15 protein-coding genes and 1 pseudogene are annotated in these 16045 nt (G+C 72.2%); 11 read left to right on the top strand and 5 right to left on the bottom strand.

The features are described from left to right. The 3 genes from ABT369_RS15215 to ABT369_RS15205 are packed head-to-tail and all read right to left on the bottom strand — an operon-like array spanning nucleotide 1 to nucleotide 4199. Nucleotides 1-3501 carry an ATP-binding protein gene (locus tag ABT369_RS15215; protein WP_502891755.1) on the bottom strand — a complete coding sequence of 1167 codons (3501 nt, stop codon included), beginning with the start codon at nucleotides 3499-3501 and terminating at the stop codon, nucleotides 1-3. Further along, nucleotides 3498-3872, bottom strand: a complete 375-nt coding sequence (locus tag ABT369_RS15210) for a hypothetical protein (RefSeq protein ID WP_350612349.1) — start codon at nucleotides 3870-3872, stop codon at nucleotides 3498-3500. Before ABT369_RS15210 ends, ABT369_RS15215 begins: the two co-directional genes overlap by 4 nt. 12 nt (nucleotides 3873-3884) lie before the next feature. Then, complete coding sequence (locus ABT369_RS15205; protein WP_350612348.1) at nucleotides 3885-4199, bottom strand: hypothetical protein; 315 nt, start codon at nucleotides 4197-4199, stop codon at nucleotides 3885-3887. Nucleotides 4200-4529: 330 nt separating this feature from the next. Between ABT369_RS15205 and folP the strand changes: the two genes are divergently transcribed. From folP to ABT369_RS15170, 7 genes are all read left to right on the top strand, one after another. Next, nucleotides 4530-5357: a dihydropteroate synthase gene (gene folP, locus ABT369_RS15200; RefSeq protein ID WP_350612459.1), complete on the top strand. Its 828-nt coding sequence runs from the start codon at nucleotides 4530-4532 to the stop codon at nucleotides 5355-5357. Next, on the top strand, nucleotides 5354-5728 hold the full coding sequence (gene folB / locus ABT369_RS15195) for a dihydroneopterin aldolase (RefSeq protein ID WP_350612347.1): 375 nt from the start codon (nucleotides 5354-5356) through the stop codon (nucleotides 5726-5728). Before folP ends, folB begins: the two co-directional genes overlap by 4 nt. A gap of 85 nt (nucleotides 5729-5813) precedes the next feature. Next, nucleotides 5814-6335, top strand: coding sequence for a 2-amino-4-hydroxy-6-hydroxymethyldihydropteridine diphosphokinase (gene folK / locus ABT369_RS15190; RefSeq protein WP_350612346.1), 522 nt, complete (start codon nucleotides 5814-5816; stop codon nucleotides 6333-6335). An 85-nt stretch (nucleotides 6336-6420) separates the two neighbouring features. After that, nucleotides 6421-6930 (top strand): DUF3180 domain-containing protein, encoded by a 510-nt coding sequence (locus ABT369_RS15185; protein ID WP_350612345.1) that lies wholly within the window; start codon nucleotides 6421-6423, stop codon nucleotides 6928-6930. A gap of 147 nt (nucleotides 6931-7077) precedes the next feature. Then, nucleotides 7078-8460 (top strand): ABC transporter permease, encoded by a 1383-nt coding sequence (locus ABT369_RS15180; RefSeq protein ID WP_350612344.1) that lies wholly within the window; start codon nucleotides 7078-7080, stop codon nucleotides 8458-8460. A gap of 10 nt (nucleotides 8461-8470) precedes the next feature. Further along, nucleotides 8471-8758, top strand: a complete 288-nt coding sequence (locus ABT369_RS15175; protein ID WP_350612343.1) for a hypothetical protein — start codon at nucleotides 8471-8473, stop codon at nucleotides 8756-8758. A 50-nt stretch (nucleotides 8759-8808) separates the two neighbouring features. Beyond that, entirely contained in the window at nucleotides 8809-9282 is a 474-nt protein-coding gene (locus tag ABT369_RS15170) for a hypothetical protein (protein ID WP_350612342.1), read from the top strand. 20 nt (nucleotides 9283-9302) lie between these two features. On the opposite strand, the gene ABT369_RS15165 is transcribed toward ABT369_RS15170, so the two are convergent. After that, the gene (locus tag ABT369_RS15165) at nucleotides 9303-10298 is read right to left on the bottom strand and encodes an ABC transporter ATP-binding protein (protein ID WP_350612341.1); all 996 of its coding nucleotides are present in this window, start codon (nucleotides 10296-10298) and stop codon (nucleotides 9303-9305) included. A gap of 2 nt (nucleotides 10299-10300) precedes the next feature. On the opposite strand from ABT369_RS15165, the gene ABT369_RS15160 reads away from it, so the two are divergent. The 4 genes and pseudogenes from ABT369_RS15160 to ABT369_RS15145 all read left to right on the top strand — a co-directional run bounded on the left by ABT369_RS15160 (nucleotide 10301) and on the right by ABT369_RS15145 (nucleotide 14847). Further along, nucleotides 10301-10984 carry an ABC transporter permease gene (locus ABT369_RS15160; RefSeq protein ID WP_350612340.1) on the top strand — a complete coding sequence of 228 codons (684 nt, stop codon included), beginning with the start codon at nucleotides 10301-10303 and terminating at the stop codon, nucleotides 10982-10984. A gap of 37 nt (nucleotides 10985-11021) precedes the next feature. Beyond that, nucleotides 11022-11759 carry an ABC transporter permease gene (locus ABT369_RS15155; protein WP_502891754.1) on the top strand — a complete coding sequence of 246 codons (738 nt, stop codon included), beginning with the start codon at nucleotides 11022-11024 and terminating at the stop codon, nucleotides 11757-11759. A gap of 95 nt (nucleotides 11760-11854) precedes the next feature. Further along, nucleotides 11855-12945 (top strand): annotated as a pseudogene (locus ABT369_RS15150) (glycine betaine ABC transporter substrate-binding protein). A gap of 93 nt (nucleotides 12946-13038) precedes the next feature. Continuing rightward, the gene (locus ABT369_RS15145; RefSeq protein WP_350612338.1) at nucleotides 13039-14847 is read left to right on the top strand and encodes a hypothetical protein; all 1809 of its coding nucleotides are present in this window, start codon (nucleotides 13039-13041) and stop codon (nucleotides 14845-14847) included. 51 nt (nucleotides 14848-14898) lie between these two features. Here ABT369_RS15145 and ABT369_RS15140 read toward each other — a convergent pair whose 3' ends face one another. After that, nucleotides 14899-16035: an NADH-quinone oxidoreductase subunit D gene (locus ABT369_RS15140; RefSeq protein ID WP_350612337.1), complete on the bottom strand. Its 1137-nt coding sequence runs from the start codon at nucleotides 16033-16035 to the stop codon at nucleotides 14899-14901. Nucleotides 16036-16045: the final 10 nt, after the last annotated feature.

The raw sequence follows: 16045 nt of genomic DNA, 5'->3' as shown, positions 1-16045 counted from the left end.
CTAATCCTCCGGCTCATCGTCGTGGACGTCCACAACCTCCCCGCCCAGCGCAGCGCCAGGAGCAGCACCGCCAGGCGTGGTGTCGAGGTACCGCAGCAGATCCGCAACATAAGAAACGTCCACGCGCACCTTCTGGACGCGCCCGTCCACGTCGCGCATCACGAACTCGCGGAAGCCCAGGCGCGACGAGGAACTGGTGTCGACCTGGGACAGGGCCGCGAGGGTCTGCTCGTAGCCGACATCCGTCGGCACGCGCAGCAAGCGCAGCGCCTCGGCCGCGATCTCGCTGTCCTCGGCGATGCGACCCACGAAGACGGTCGAGACGAGGTTCTGCACGTCCAGGCCCAGGATGTCCTTCGGGTTCTGGGAGGCGACTAGCGCGGCCAGGTTCCACTTGCGGGAGTCGCGGGCTAGGCGGACCAGGAAGGAGCGGCCCGAGCGCCAGCCCTCCATGAAGTGGGCCTCGTCCAGGCCTACGAGCTTGCGCTGGGACATGTCGCCGCCGTAGCAGCGGCGCACGGCGAGGCGGTGGGCGGTGTGCAGCATCGGCAGGGCGAGCGACTCCTCGGCCGACCAGTACTCGCGCTCGATCTTGAGGTCGGGCAGCCGCAGGCCCGCCATGGTGATGACGGTCAGGGCCGCGTCGGCGCCTAGCAGGCCGGGGGGCGGGGAGCCGAAGAAGAGCATGGCGAGCGGCATCTCGGCGGTGTCGAGCAGCAGGTTGCCGAGCTCGGCGGCGTCGTGGTCGCCGGTGTCGCGCAGCGAGCGGATGACGTCCTCGAGCGTCGAGGACTCCTCGGCCGGCACCTGGCGGACCGCGTGGCGCAGCATCGTCGCCGTCGATGCCTCGCGGGCCACCTGGGGTGGTACGAGCATCATGCAGATGTCCTGCACGAGCATGCGGCGCTCGGCGCGGGCGTTGGAGATCGCGATCTCGAACTCGCGATCGCCGGCCGGGCCGGTGGCGTAATGCCCGCGTTGCGGGGTAGGGATGAGGGAATAGGGCGCAAGTGTGCCCTGCTCCGAGCCGGTCAGGTTGAGCACGCGCGAATACGGCGCCAGCTCCGGCATGCTGCACAGGCGCGCGAGCGGCCCGGACGGGTCCAGCAGCGTCACCTGGACGCCCCGCCGCGCGGACAGATAGCCCAGCGCGCCCATCAGGGTCGACTTGCCACCGCCCGGCTCGGCCACGAAGACGGCTAGGCCCGAGCGCTCCCGCACCTCCATCGGGAAGTGCAGGTCGAGGAAGACCGGGCGGCGCGAGGTGCCCGCCGTGCGCCCGATGAGGTCGCCGCGGCGGTCGCCCACGGTCGAGGCGGCCTGGGGCAGCGCGGCCGCGAAGAGCTTGACGGGCATGCGGCGCAGGTAGCCGGTGTTGGCCAGCGGCTCGCCCGGGATGAACTCGCGCGCGAGCCAGTCCTGGTTCTTCGGGTGCTGCAGCGCTACGCGCATCTCCCGCGAGTACATCTGCGTGATCCGGCGGGCCCGTTCGAGGCATTCCTCCCGGGTGCGACCGCCGACCGCGACGCGATGCCAGCCGTGCGCGCGGGACGAGTCGACGGGCAGGCCGGTGCTGATCTCGTCGCCGATCGTGAGCGCGCGCTTGGCCAGGCGCTCGAGCTCCGGGGGCGCGTCGATGCCGTGCTCGGAGTAGTCGGCCTGCTGCGAGCGGATCAGGCGCAGGCGGTGCTCCAGGTTGCGGAACGAGTCGCCCGGGCCCAGGATGTCGATCCGCGACGAGATCTCCATCGGCCACGGCAGCCGCTCGTGGAAGTGCAGCCACGGCTCGTGCCGCTCGGGGATCTCCAGGGGCTCCATGCGCCCGACGGTCAGCACGGCGACGTGGCGCTCCTCGCCGGTCTGGCGATTGACGAGCTTCACCGTCGATCCGTACGGCGTGCGATACCGCTCCACCGCCTCGGTCAGCGCCAGCAGGTCGCCCGCGTCCCAGGACCCGTCGAGCGAGGTGATGTGCCCGGGCGGGGACATGCACAGCGCCACCGACCGGTACAGCAGCCACTCCAGCTCGAACGCGGTGACCCGCCGGCCGCGCATGCCGAAGGCGCCCAGCACCTCGTCGAACTGCTCGACGGTGCGGGCCATGCGGCGCCGCTCGGCGTCGGCGACCCCGCGCTTGAACAGGGACCCGATGCGCTCGGACAGCGTGTCGCCCAGCGTGCGGCGGGCGAAGGCGATCCCGAGGTACGTCTGACCCTCGGCGTGGTTGATCGACAGCAGGTGCTTCTGGGCGTTGACCAGGTGGTCGGACCACGAGGGCGCGCCGTGCACGGAGGGCAGCGGGTTCGGCGTGTTGCCGTCGACCACGCGCGCCCACTGGTCGGCCGGGAACGGCCGGGTCGTGCGCCGCAGGTGCAGCCGGAAGCCGGCCAGGCCCGCGTACTGCTCGGAGATCGCCGACAGCAGCGCCTCCCGCTCGGCGTCGGGGCGGAAGGCCCAGCGCACCTCGGGCAGCCAGTACCAGGCCGTGACCGTGTTCGGCGTGAACGTCAGGTGCCCGGCGATCTCGGTGATCGCCAGGTCGATCGCCGCGCTGCGGTCCTTCTGCTTCGGCTTCGGCACCTTGTCCAGCGGCGTCCTGCGGCCCCGCTGCGGCGGCGGGGTGGCGCGGGGCGGCCGGGGCGGCTGCTGGGCGGGGACGCTGCGGGCGGGCTGGGTCCGTCGCGCCGGCGGCGGTGGTGCCGTGGTCACCGCCTTCCGAGGTGTACTGCCGGCAGCAGGCCGTCCCGCGGGCGTCCCATACCGTTGCGCGGCCCATTGATCCGTCGGTGTGATCCGCTCCCCGGCACGGGCCGGACCCGCGGTCGGGCGGCGATCGCCGAGCGGCGGGTGCTCGCCCGACGGGTCGCGCCCGGGCGCGGAGGGCTGACCGGGCGCGGAGGGCCGCCCGCGCAGCGCCGGGCGCCCGTTGCTCTCGGTCCAGTTGTCGTACGCCGGCCGCTCGGGCAGCGCCGGACGGGTGGGCGGAGCGGCCGGTCGATCGCTCAGGGCCGGCCGCGTGGGATGCCGCTCGCCGTTCGTGGTCGCCGGGTTGCGCGGGATCGCCCGCTTCGGGGCGCGCAGGTCCTCGGGCGCCCGCGGCGCCCCCGACGACGGCGCGGCCGAGATCGGGATGCCGGAGACGGGCTGGACGCGGTCGGCGTGGCCGGGGCCCGGCTCCAGCGCCCGCAGCCGGTCGCGCGGCGGCCCGCCGGGCTGGTCGTCGAACAGGCCCAGGAACGGCGAGTCGACCTCGGGTGCGGGCTTGCCGCTCACCGGCCGCTGCTGTCCGCCGGGGCGACCCGTGCCGCCGTTCGTGCCGTTCTCGCCCGCGGGGCGCGACGAGCCCGGCGCGCCGGGGCCGGTGCCGCGGAACATCGCGACGCGACCGCCCTCGGCCGCGGCCCGAAGTCCGCCATCGTAGTCGGTTGACTGCGCAGCGTCGTCGTCGATGTCCGAGCGGTCCTGATAGCCCCCGGACTTGCGGGGAGGCGGAGTCGTCATACGAGCTCACCGGTGAGGTCCGGGCGGATGCGCACCTTGGACCCGACCAGGCGGGCGTCACGCTGCTCGGAGCTGGGCTCGCGCGTGTGACGCCAGTCGGTCAGGGCGGTGCGGACCACCATGCGGGCAGGTCGATCGGGGTCGACGTAACGGAAGATCAGCGACGTCGCCACGATCGCGAGGGCGATCTCGTAGGCGGGGAAGTAGTCGACGTGCAGCGTGATCAGGTAGCGGATGAACATGAACAGCGGCACCAGCAGCGCGAACACCCCGTACTGCGCGTATGGCAGCTGAATGGGCAGCGTGTAGCCCGGCGGGCCCAGGTAGACCAGGCGGGCCCGGTAGATGTCGTCGTCGGTGCGCAGGCGCATGGGAGGTCAGACCTACTTGAAGATGAGGCTGACCAGCGAGTCACCGAAGAAGAACAGCGACGCCGCGCCGGCCACGAAGGCCAGGCCGATGATCGCGATCGCCGAACTCGTCAGGACGCGCGAGACCTCACCCTTGCTGGCCCGGCCGATGAAGATGACGCCGAGCGCCGCCAGCAGGATCGGCACGATCTTGGTCGTGAAGAACGTCAGGATGCCGTCGGTGTTGATCGTCTTCGGCTCGGGTGTTGGCGTCGGCGCGAGGGCGATCGCATCCACGGCGCGTGCGGCCGAGCCCCACATCGCCTGGCCGATCTCCATCAACATCATCAGACCTCCCCGGAGGCGCGACGGGCGAGGTGCACGCCGCGCGTTAAGCCTCGCCGAAAAGACGACCCAGGGGTACAACCCCGGCTGCTGTGTCGTCCTCCGGCGGAACCTTATCCGGGCGTTTGCACTGCTAAATGCCCTTTGTCGGGTTTAACGGTCCGAATAACGTTCACTTGCAGAGAGTACGGTGCGGCCCTCTTTCCAACAAGCTGACCGAAGCGTGGTCAGTGTGCACAGTGTGCCTCGCGAGGTGGCTGAGCGCGCCCCCCTTAAGGTTGTCGCAGGTCGCCACCGGGCGGCCGCATTGAGTTGAGTACCTTCATTCAAGTGATGGTCTTGCGACGTTCAACGCCGCTCGTGATGGGCGTGCTCAACGTGACCCCGGACAGCTTCTCCGACGGTGGTCGCTACGCGGACCTCGAGGCCGCGGTGGCCCACGCGCGGCAGATGACCGCCGAGGGCGCCGACATCGTCGACGTGGGCGGGGAGAGCACCCGTCCGGGGGCCGGGCGCGTCGACGCCGCCACCGAGTCCGCCCGCGTGCTGCCGGTCATCCGCGCCCTGCGCGCCGAGGGCATCGCGATGAGCATCGACACCACCCGCGCCGCGGTCGCCGCCGCCGCCCTCGAGGCCGGGGTCGAGCTGGTCAACGACGTCTCCGGGGGCCTCGCCGACCCCGACATGGGCCGGGTGGTGGCCGCGGCCGGGTGCCCGTGGGTGCTCATGCACTGGCGCGGGCACTCCCGGCGGATGGCGGAGCTGGCGGTGTACGGCGACGTCGTCAAGGAGGTCGCCGCCGAGCTGATCGAGCGCGTGGACGCCGCGGTCGCCGCCGGCGTCGACCCCGAGCGGATCATCCTCGACCCCGGGCTCGGCTTCGCCAAGAAGCCCGAGCACACCTGGCGGCTCGCCGCCCACCTGCCCGACCTGATCGCGCTCGGCCACCCGGTGCTGGTCGGCTCCAGCCGCAAGTCGCACCTGGGCCGCCTGCTCGCCGACGCCGAGGGCCACGACCGCCCGGCCGAGGACCGCGAGGCCGCGACCGTCGCCACCACGGTGCTCTCGGTCGCCGCCGGCGCGTGGGGCGTGCGGGTTCACGACGTCCGTGGCAACGTGGATGCGATCAAGGTGTGGCAGGCGATGAAGGCGGCGGAGTGAGACCCGACAGCAGCGACCGGATCGCCCTGCGGGGGCTCACGGTCCGCGGCTTCCACGGCGTGTTCGACTTCGAGCGCCGCGAGGGCCAGGACTTCGTGATCGACGTCGACCTCGAGCTCGACCTGCGCCCGGCCGCGGCCTCGGACGACGTCAAGGACACCGTGCACTACGGCGAGCTCGCCGAGGGGCTGGCCGCGGTCGTCGCGGGCGAGCCGGTCGACCTCATCGAGACCCTGGCCCAGCGCCTCGCCGACGTCTGCCTGGCCGACGAGCGGGTGCGGGCCGCGACCGTCACGGTCCACAAGCCGCACGCCCCGATCCCGCTGACGTTCGCCGACGTCGCCGTGGTCATCCGCCGGGAGCGGCCGTGACCGGCCCGGAGCGGAGCGGAGGGGCCGGTCACCAGCCGGCTCAGGCTCTCGGGCACGCCACCGACGAGCGAAGCGAGGAGGCGGCGTGACCCGGGCTTTGCTCGCGCTGGGCAGCAACCTCGGCGACCGCGAGGCCCACCTGCGGGGCGCCGTCGCCGGGCTCGGGGACAAGGTCTTCCTGGTCTCGGGGGTGTACGAGACGCCACCCTGGGGTGATCCCGACCAGCCGCACTACCTCAACGCGGTGCTGCTCGCGACCGATCCGGACGCCGCCCCGGCGGACTGGCTCGCGGCCGCCCACCGGCTCGAGGAGGCGGCCGGACGCGTGCGCGATCCCGCGCGCCGCTTCGGCCCGCGTACCCTGGACGTTGACGTGATTGCCGTGTGGAACGACGACGGGGCGCCGGTGACTTCCGGCGACCCTGAGTTGACCTTGCCGCATCCGCGCGCCCACCTGCGCGCATTCGTGCTCCGGCCCTGGCTCGACATCCAGCCGTATGCCCAGTTGCCGGGGCACGGATGGGTCAACGACCTGCTGCGCGCCGACGTGGTCGCAGACGACCTCGCCGACCTGCGTCCAAGAGTTGACGTCCACCTCGATACGTGATCTGGAGCGAAAGCAGATGGGCACGCCGTCACCCGAAGACCCCAACGCGAACGGACCCAAGGGACCGAACGGACCCAAGGGCCGGATGGAGCCGACCCGCCCGGCCACGCTGGTGATCGCGGCGCTCGCCACCACGGCGCTGGCCTGGATCGCCATCAGCAACTTCTGGAACAGCCTGCCCACGCTGCCCTGGCTGCCGCCGCTGACCTTGATCGGCCTGGCGATCTTCGAGGGCATCGAGGCGTACTCCACCCGCAACCGCATCCTGCGCAAGGAGGGCGCCGGCCCGCTGCAGCCGCTGGTGATCGCGCGGTACGCGGTCCTCGGCAAGGCCTCCGCCCTGGTCGCGGCCCTGTTCGGCGGCATGTACCTGGGCCTGTCCACCTGGTTGCTCACGCAGCGCGGCGTGCTGGCCAAGGTGTCGGAGAACCTGCCCCAGGCCCTGCTCGGCGTGGCCGGCTCGATCGTGCTCATCGCCGCCGCGCTCTGGCTGGAGCGCTCCTGCCGCGTGCCCCCGAGCGACCGGGACAAGGACCTGCCCCGGCAGAACCGCCAGACCGGCAGCGACCGGGCGCCCGACGACCAGAACGCCTGATCGGCGGGCCTGACCGGGGCCGCGGATCCGCTCGGCGCGCGGATCCGGCCCATCCGTCGCAGGATCCTCATGTACAGGGTCTGTCGCCGGTCACGTTCCGCGGTTACTGTGCGACCCGTACCCGTCGGCTGGCAGGAGGCGCGCGCCATGGCGTACGACGACTCGCGGTTCCGCGGTGAGCCCGGATTCCGGGAAGAACCCGACTTCCGGTCGGGCGGCGTGCCCGAGGACGCACCCACGCTGGGCGTCTCCAGCCAGTCCGTCTACACCCCCGGGAACTTCCCGGTCTCGCCCGCCTACGGCGCCCCGAGCTCCGAGACCACCACCCTGGGCCTCGACGTCCGGCGCCGTCCCCCGACCGCCCGGCAGCTCGGCGACGTCTTCGACGACCCCGAGCACGGCGAGCCCGGCCGCGACCGCTACGCCGTGCACGCCCTCTGGGAGCTGGTGCTGCTGCTGGCCGCGGGAGCGCTGCTGTACCTGCTCCACGACGCGAGCCCCGCGGCGCTGCGCGGCGAGGAGCTGCGCGCGCTGCTGCTCTCCGGCGCCGAGCTCGGCCTGGTCGCCGTGGCCGCCGGCCTCACCCTGCGGGCCGGCGCGCCCAATCTGGCCCTCGGCCCGATCGCCTTCGCCGCGGCCCTCTTCTTCGCCAAGAACGCCGACCGCGGCCTGCTCATGACCGCCGCCATCACCGGACTCATCGCCGTCGGCGTCGGCGTGGTGATCGCGGTGCTGGTCGTCGCCTTCCACGTGCCCGGCTGGGCGGCCGGCCTCGGCGCCGCCCTCGCGCTCATCGCCTGGATCGCCGACCAGCCCGCCGAGAAGCTCGTCGCCGGCGCCTACGACCCGCACCCGCACGCGATGTGGTGGGCGATCGGCGTGGCCGTCCTCGCGGCCGGCGGCGGCGCCCTCGGCATCATCCGGCCGCTGCGGCGCGGGCTCGGCCGCTTCCGGCCCGTGCGCGACCCGGCCGACCGGCGCGGCGGCGGCGCGGCCACCTTCACCGGGCTCGCGCTGGCCGGAGCCGCCCTGCTCGCGGCCATCGCCGGGGTGCTCGTGGCCCTCGACGACCGCGGTGTCGCGGCCGGCGACGCGAGCGCCTCCTTCGGCGGGTTCACGGTCAGCGCGCTCGCGCTCGGGGCGGCGCTGGCCGGCGGCACCTCGGCCTTCGGCCGCCGCGGCGGGGTGCTCGGCACGCTGCTCGCGGTCGCCGTGATCACGCTGCTGCTGCGGTACACCGCGGCGGAGGGCTGGAAGCTGCAGCCGGTCGCGCTCGCGGCCGGCGCGATCGGGCTCGGCCTGGTGGTGACCCGGCTCGTGGAGACCTTCGGGCGCCCCCGCACCGCGGCGGAGGAGGCCGAGGAGGCGCCCTGGACCCCGCCGTCGATCACCGCGCCACAGCCCGAGCCCGACGACAACTGGTCCCCGCCGTCGAGCCGCACCGGCAGCTGGCCCGCCACCAGCGGCTACGACGCCCCGCAGGACTCCGATCGCGGCTGGGGAGTCGAGGAGCGCTGGGGGACCAGATAGCCTGGTGACCATGACTGACGTCAGGTTCGAACAGCTCGAAGCGCTTTCCACCGAGGAGCTGCGCGACCGCGCGTTCGCCCTCGCGCGGCAGAAGCGCGACATCAAGTTCTTCTGGGACCTGTTCACGCATGTGACGTACAGCGACGAGGACACCCAGGACGGCTGGATCGGCTCCCTCGACGCGACCATCGACGACGCCGTCGCCCTGTGGCGCGAGGTCACCAAGCACGAGTACGGCGAGAACGAGCCGCTCGTGCGGGCCGCATTCATCGACTACATCATGAAAGCCGACAAGTAGCACAAATCGTCGTCGGTTTATTTTTCGCGGCCGGGGGGCCTTATCCCGGCATGGCAATCACGCGATCCCGTTACCGCACCGCGACGAGTGCGGGCACGCTCGTCGCCTTTCTCCTGGTGCTGATCTTCGGCAGCCCCTGGTACGTCGACTGGACCCAGAAGGGCGACCGGGGCATCTTCCTGGAGACCCTGGCCTGGCCGGCCTGGGACCTCGACACGAACGCCGCCGTGCGCGACGTGCTCGGCGCCGACCTCAAGGCCATCCTGCTGGTGCTCTTCACGGCGCTGTTCATCACGCTGCTCGTCGGCGCGCAGCTGGCCTCGGCGCGCGGCACCCTCTCGGCGATCTTCACCGGATGGGCCGCCTACATCTTCGCCGCCGCGCTCGCGGCCTTCCTCACGTCGTTCCTGCTGGCGAGCCCGTCGTTCGGCCAGGCCACCGCGAACGCGGCCGGCGGCGCGGGCTACGGCCTGATCGTGGGCTGGATCATCGGCCTGGCGACCATGGCCGGGCGGCGGCCGTAACCGCCGCCCGGGAAGTCAGCTCAAGCGGGCGTGTCCACCGCCGCTGACGCCAGGGCGACCTGGACGTCGGCGGCGGTGAGCGCGCCGATCGGCGAGTCGCCGTCGCGCACCACCACGGCGCCGCGGCCCGCCGCCAGCATCGCCCCGAACGCCTCCCGCAGCGTCGCGCCGGACGACACCACCGGCGCGTCGTCGCCGGCCTCCGCCACCGGCCGCAGCCCGTCGGACGGGATGGGCGTGACCGAGAGCCGCATGATCCCGCGGTCCTCGCCGACGAACCGCTCGACGAACTCGTTGCCGGGCCGCGCGAGCAGCTCGGCCGGGGTGGCGTACTGCTGCAGCTGCGCGTGATCGGAGAGCACCGCGATGCGGTCCCCGAGCTTGATCGCCTCCTGCAGGTCGTGCGTGACGAGGATCGTGGTCTTGCGCACCGCCCGCCGCAGCCGCAGGAACTCGTCCTGCAGCCGGCCCCGGTTGATCGGGTCGACGGCCGAGAACGGCTCGTCCATGAGCAGCACCCGCGGGTCCGCGGCGAGCGCCCGGGCGAAGCCGACCCGCTGGCGCTGGCCGCCCGAGAGCTCGTGCGGGTAGCGCTTCGCGTACTGCGCCGGGGGCAGCCCGACGAGGTCGAGCAGCTCGTCGGTGCGCGCGGCGGTCCGGCCCTTGTCCCAGCCGAGCATCCGCGGGACCGTGCCGACGTTCGTGCGCACGTTCTGGTGCGGGAAGAGCCCGACGTTCTGGATCACGTAGCCGATGGTCCGGCGCAGCTGCGTCGGGTCCGCGTTCGTGACGTCGGTGCCGTCGATGAGGATGCGGCCGCCGGAGGGCTCGATGAGGCGGTTCACCATCCGCAGTACCGTCGACTTGCCGCAGCCCGACGGGCCGATCAGCACCGTGACCTCGCCGGCGCCGATCTCGAGGCCGAGCTCCTCGACCGCGACCGTTCCGTCCGGATACACCTTGCGCAGCCGATCGAGCGTGATCGGCGCGGCATCGTGCTTCGCGGTAACGTCCACGCATGTCCTTCCTGGCTCGCGGTGAGGCGGGCAACCCCTGGTTCTCCTGGTCGTACGTCCGGGACAACGCCGACACGATCCGGGATGCGCTGCTCGACCACATCGTGATCACACTGTGGTCGGTGGCGATCGCGGTGGTCATCGCGATTCCGCTGGCGGTGCTGGCGTACTGGGTGCGCCCGCTCGCCACGCCGATTCTGACATCAGCCGGCGTGCTTTACACGATTCCGTCGCTGGCCCTGCTCGCCTTCCTGGCCCCGTTCATGGGCACCGGACGGTCGCCGGTGATCCTCGCGCTCACCTCGTACGCCTTGATCGTGCTCATCCGCAACGCCCTCACAGGCCTGCTACAGGTGCCCGACGACGTGCGCGAGGCCGCGACCGCGATGGGCTACAGCCGATCCGCCCGGCTCTGGCGCGTCGAGCTGCCGCTGGCCCTGCCGGGCATCCTCACCGGGCTGCGGCTCGCGACCGTGTCGACAGTGGCGTTGGTCACGGTTGGCGCGATCGTCGGCTCGCACGGCGGCCTCGGCTCGCTGATCCTCGCCGGCTTCCGGAACAACTATTACAAGGCTGAGATCTCCACGGCCGCGATCGCCTGCGTCGCGCTCGCGCTCGTGCTCGATGTGGTGCTGATTCTCGTCAGCCGGTCGCTGACGCCGTGGACGAGGAGGCGCTCGGCATGAGCGGTTCGGAGCGAAGCGGAGAGGCCGCGATCCAGGAATGCAGGGTCGGGTGCTCGCGGCGGCCCCGGGGCGAAGCGGAGGGGACGCTGTGAGTGTCATCAACGACGCATTCGTGTGGCTGAATGATCCTTTGAACTGGAGCAATCCGGGCGGGATCGTCGAGCGCCTGACGGAGCACATCGAGATCTCCTTGGCGGCGGTACTGCTCGGCTGCGTCGTCGCATGGCCCGTCGGCATCCTGCTGGGCCGGCGCGGGGCCGCCTCCGGCGTCATCGTGCTGCTGTCCAACCTGACCCAGGCCGTCCCGGTGATCGCGCTGCTGACCATCCTGTCGCTGACGCCCATCGGGCTCGGCAAGCCCGCGGTGATCATCGCGCTGGCGGTGTTCTCGCTGCCGGCCCTGCTTGCCAACGCGTACACCGGCATGCGCGAGGTCGACCCCGAGGTCCGCGACGCGGCCAAGGGCGTCGGCATGACCACGGCGCAGCAGCTCCTGCGGGTCGAGCTCCCGCTCGCGGTGCCGTTCCTGGCCACGGGCCTGCGCATCGCCACGACGACGGTGGTGGCCACGGCGACGCTCGCCACCGCGGTCAACGGCGGCGGGCTCGGCATGATCATCTCGGCCGGCTTCGGCCTCGGCCCCGGCCACGGCGGGCAGATCCTCGCCGGTGCGATCCTCGTCGCCGGGCTGGCATTGATCGCCGACGGTGTGATGGCGGTCATTGAGCGCAAGCTCACACCGAAGGTCCTGCGGCGGGCTGCCGGGCGCTCCTGACCTCGAATAGGTGATCTGCGCGACAGCTCGGTGACCGGTCGTTACGAAAACGTGCCTGGCTGCGGTTGCCGAATTTCCATCGCCGGAGTTGCCTATTGGACAGCGGGCGGGCTTTCTTGCCATTCAAGCGCCGTCCGTCGGACACGCGGCCGGTCACAGTGATCGCGCCGGGACACGGAAGGCGGGCCAAGTTTTGCGAACAGCCATACGCGCCACGCTCGGGGTATTCCTCTGTCTCGCCGGTGTGGGCCTCGCCGCCTGCGGTGAGTCGGGGTCCTCGGGCACTGAGGCGCCGGCGAGCGTCAGCGGAGCGGGATGTGCTCCGGTCGCTGGGGAGAAACTGGTCGTCCTCGATGACGACAAGAAGCTCCAGCTGGCGGACAACGTGATTCCAGCGATCAACGCGAAGGTCGCCGACCCGGCCCTCATCGCGGCGCTGGACAAGGTCTCGGACGCACTCACCCCCGAGAAGCTGATCGCGCTCAACAAGGCGGTCGACGTCGACCGCAAGACCTCGAAGGTCGCGGCGGAGGAATTCGCCAAGACCGCGAACCTCACCACCGGACTGGAGAAGGGCAAGGGCGGGGCCATCAAGATCGGCGCCGCGGACTTCTCCGAGAGCGCCACCCTCGGCGCGCTCTACGAGCTGGTCCTCGACGCCGCGGGCTACGACGCCTCGGTGCAGACCATCGGCAAGCGCGAGGTCTACTACGGCCAGCTCACCAAGGGCGACATTCAGGTCGTCCCGGAATATGCCGCGACCCTGACCGAGTTCATCAACCAGTCCGTCAACGGCAAGGACGCCAAGACGCTCGCCTCCGGTGACGTCGACGCGACCGTGACCGCGCTGAAGGACCTCGGCGGCAAGGCCGGCCTGGCCTTCGGCAAGGCGTCCAAGGCGACCGACGGCAACGCGTTCGCGGTGACGTCGGAGTTCGCGTCGAAGAACGGCCTGAAGACGCTCAGCGACTTCGCGGCCAAGTGCTCGGGCCAGGCCACCGTCCTGGGCGGCCCCGCCGAGTGCCCGCAGCGCCCGTTCTGCCAGCCGGGCCTGGAGAAGACCTACGGCATCCAGTTCGGCAAGGTGCTGAGCCTCGACGCCGGTGGCCCGCAGAGCAAGGACGCCCTGAAGAAGGGCACCGCCTCGCTCGCGCTGGTGTTCTCGTCCGACGGCTCGCTGGGCTAGCCCGAAGATCGAAGTCGTCCTCTCGTACCGCCGCGCCGAGGCGGTACGGGAGGACATTTCGTTTGTGGGCAAGTGCGGGTAAGTTCTCTGCTCATGCCGGCCGCGGAGACCACCGGACCACCCGGGGAAAAGCGGAGCACCAAGCTGCTCCAGCTGCTCTTCTGGGGCGGTGTCGGGCTGGCCCCGCTGGCCGCCCTGCTCCTGCTCGTGGGCAGCGGCTTCGTGCTGCAGTTCGCCGCGGTGCTCGGCCTGTTCGCCGTCGTCCTCATCGGCCTGTCGATCGCGCTGCGGCGCGAGGGCGAGACGGTCAAGGGCGAGGTCGAGGAGATGGTGTACGAGGAGATCGACACCCTTCGCGAGAACGTCCGCGCCGACATCACGCACGCGGCCCGCCAGACCCACGGCCAGCTCATGGAGCGCGTCGGGGTGCTGCACGAGACCGTCGACGCGCTGCGCAACCAGGTCGAGATGATGCGCGGGCAGCTCGAGCGGGCCGCCGCCCAGCCGCCGCCGCCGAACCACCCGAGCGGCTCGGCGTCGGTGCCCCAGGGCGTGCTGCGGCACACCGAGACCGTGCAGGTCACCACGAAGACGATGGTCGTCGACCCGACCGAGTCCCGCTCCGGCACCGTCTACGGCGGCGGGCCGCGCGCCGACATCCCGCAGCAGCGCCGCCCGGACCGCGCCGAGCGCATCCCGTCGCGCCCCGAGCCGCGACCCGAGCAGCGACCCGAGCAGCGACCCGAGCCGCGCGGCGAGGAGTACGGCCGCCGCCAGGAGCGCCGCGACGACCAGCGCCAGCGGGACGAGCGCCACGAGTACGGCCACCGCGAGGAGTACGGCCACCGCGACGAGCGCCGTGACGAACGCCGGGACGAGCGCCGCGACGACTACGGCCGCCGGGACGAGCGCGAGGACCACGGCCGCGGCGAGCGCAGCCGCGAGCAGGTGCGCGACCAGGCCCGCGAGCAGAGCTCCTGGACCGAGCAGCTGCTGCGCGAGCGGATGGCCCGGGCCGAGAGCGGCGAGTGGCCGCAGACCCCGTCCCGCGGCGCCGACGTCGAGCGGCGCGGCGGCGGGGGCCGGCGCCGGGCCGACCCGGACGAGCGGGACGACGATGACGACAGCGTGACCGGCATGCGTACCACCGACCGCTGGGCCTCCGTGCACAGCGACGAGCGCGGCGGTCGCGAGCTGCGCATGGGGGAGCGGCGCTCGGCCGTGCACGCCGACGAGACCGGCACGCACGTGCGCATCGAGGACCGCTGGGCCTCCGTCCGGCACGAGGAGTACTACCCCGACGACTCGCCCACCGGCGGCCACCGCGCTGGCCCGGACGACCGTGACGACCGGCATGACGACCGGCACGATGACCGCAGCGGCGAGCGGCGCGGGCGGCGGCGGGCCGACCCGGACGACCGCGACGACGAGGCCTTCGACTCCCGGTTCGAGGGCCGCTACGAGTCCGGCACCGAGAGCCCCCGCCGCTCCGAGGCGCGGCGGGAGCGCGAGCGCAGCTGGGCCTCCGGCGAGCAGGCCCGGGTCGAGGTGGGCCGTCGGCCCGAGGGGCAGTGGTCGGAGAGCACCTACGAGGAGGGCCGGCGCGACGACACCGGCTCGACCCGCTGGTCCGAGGTGCGCCGCTCCGAGCGGGCGGTCGGCGGTCCGCAGGCGGCGCTGCCCGCCTCCCCGGCCGAGCCGGCCTCGCGCTGGACGTCGGGGAACCCCCGCGAGGACGAGCGCTGGGCGACGCCCGCGCGCGAGGACGAGCGGGTGGCGCGGCGGGCGCGGCCGGACGACGACGAGGAGTACGGCTGGAACGGCGCTCGCGACGAGCACCGCGGCGGCCGGGCCGCCCGGCCGATCGTCGACTTCGAGGGCAGCGACGACCGCTGGCGCTAGCGTTCGCTCCTTGCCGGTTTCCTTCTTGTCGGTTTCCTTCTTGCCGGTTTCCTACTTGTCGATGTCGCCGACGACGAAGAACATCGAGCCCAGGATCGCGATCAGGTCGGGCACCAGCGTGCCGGGCAGGAGCGTGGACAGCGCCTGCACGTTGGCGTAGGAGGCCGTGCGCAGCTTGAGCCGCCAGGGGGTCTTCTCGCCGCGGGAGACGAGGTAGTACCCGTTGATGCCGAGCGGATTCTCGGTCCACGCGTAGGTGTGGCCCTCGGGGGCCTTGACGACCTTCGGCAGGCGCACGTTCACCGGGCCGGTCAGCTGGTCCACCCGGTCGAGGCACTCCTGGGCGAGGTCGAGCGAGACGTACACCTGATCCAGCAGCACCTCGAAGCGCGCGTGGCAGTCGCCCGCCGTGCGGGTCACCACCGGCACGGACAGTTCGCCGTAGGCAAGGTAGGGCTCGTCCCGGCGCAGGTCGAGGTCGAGCCCGGAGGCCCGCCCGACCGGCCCGGACGCGCCGAACGCGGCCGCGTCGGCGGCGCTGAGCACCCCGACGCCCTTCGTGCGGGCCAGGAAGATCTCGTTCTTGCGGATCAGGTTGTCCAGGTCGGGCATGCGCCGGCGGACCTGGTCGATCGCGGTCCGGGCGCGGGTGGTCCAGCCGGCCGGGACCTCCTCCTTGAGCCCGCCGACGCGGTTGTACATGTAGTGCATCCGCCCGCCCGAGGCCTCCTCGAGCACGGCCTGGATCGTCTCGCGCTCGCGGAATGCGTAGAAGACCGGCGTGATGGCGCCGATCTCCAGCGGGTAGGAGCCGAGGAACATCAGGTGGTTGAGCACCCGGTTGAGCTCGGCGAGGGCGGTGCGCAGCCACACGGCCCGCTCGGGGACCTCGATGCCCATCAGCCGCTCGACGGCGAGCACCACGCCGAGCTCGTTGCAGAACGCCGAGAGCCAGTCGTGCCGGTTGGCCAGCATGATGATCTGGCGGTAGTCGCGCACCTCGAAGAGCTTCTCGGCGCCGCGGTGCATGTATCCGATGATCGGCTCGGCGCTGAGCACGCGCTCGCCGTCAAGCACCAGCCGCAGGCGCAGCACGCCGTGGGTCGAGGGGTGCTGCGGGCCGATGTTGAGCACCATGTCGGCGGTGTCGAGCCCGGCACCCGTGCCGACGGTGACCTCGGACGTCATGGGTTCAACT

It is taken from the genome of Dactylosporangium sp. NPDC000244 (assembly GCF_040300725.1).
Classification (GTDB): domain Bacteria; phylum Actinomycetota; class Actinomycetes; order Mycobacteriales; family Micromonosporaceae; genus Dactylosporangium.
This window is presented reverse-complemented; position numbering and strand designations above follow the sequence as displayed.

What these genes read in the sequence shown, in the direction of transcription:
- ABT369_RS15145 (WP_350612338.1), top strand. Translation starts at nt 13,039, where the DNA reads ATGCCGGCCGCGGAGACCACCGGACCACCCGGGGAAAAGCGGAGCACC.
- ABT369_RS15140 (WP_350612337.1), bottom strand. Translation starts at nt 16,035, where the DNA reads ATGACGTCCGAGGTCACCGTCGGCACGGGTGCCGGGCTCGACACCGCC.
- ABT369_RS15215 (WP_502891755.1), bottom strand. Translation starts at nt 3,501, where the DNA reads ATGACGACTCCGCCTCCCCGCAAGTCCGGGGGCTATCAGGACCGCTCG.
- ABT369_RS15160 (WP_350612340.1), top strand. Translation starts at nt 10,301, where the DNA reads ATGTCCTTCCTGGCTCGCGGTGAGGCGGGCAACCCCTGGTTCTCCTGG.
- ABT369_RS15210 (WP_350612349.1), bottom strand. Translation starts at nt 3,872, where the DNA reads ATGCGCCTGCGCACCGACGACGACATCTACCGGGCCCGCCTGGTCTAC.
- ABT369_RS15155 (WP_502891754.1), top strand. Translation starts at nt 11,022, where the DNA reads ATGCAGGGTCGGGTGCTCGCGGCGGCCCCGGGGCGAAGCGGAGGGGAC.
- ABT369_RS15180 (WP_350612344.1), top strand. Translation starts at nt 7,078, where the DNA reads ATGGCGTACGACGACTCGCGGTTCCGCGGTGAGCCCGGATTCCGGGAA.
- ABT369_RS15205 (WP_350612348.1), bottom strand. Translation starts at nt 4,199, where the DNA reads ATGATGTTGATGGAGATCGGCCAGGCGATGTGGGGCTCGGCCGCACGC.
- folP (WP_350612459.1), top strand. Translation starts at nt 4,530, where the DNA reads ATGGTCTTGCGACGTTCAACGCCGCTCGTGATGGGCGTGCTCAACGTG.
- ABT369_RS15175 (WP_350612343.1), top strand. Translation starts at nt 8,471, where the DNA reads ATGACTGACGTCAGGTTCGAACAGCTCGAAGCGCTTTCCACCGAGGAG.
- ABT369_RS15170 (WP_350612342.1), top strand. Translation starts at nt 8,809, where the DNA reads ATGGCAATCACGCGATCCCGTTACCGCACCGCGACGAGTGCGGGCACG.
- ABT369_RS15185 (WP_350612345.1), top strand. Translation starts at nt 6,421, where the DNA reads ATGGAGCCGACCCGCCCGGCCACGCTGGTGATCGCGGCGCTCGCCACC.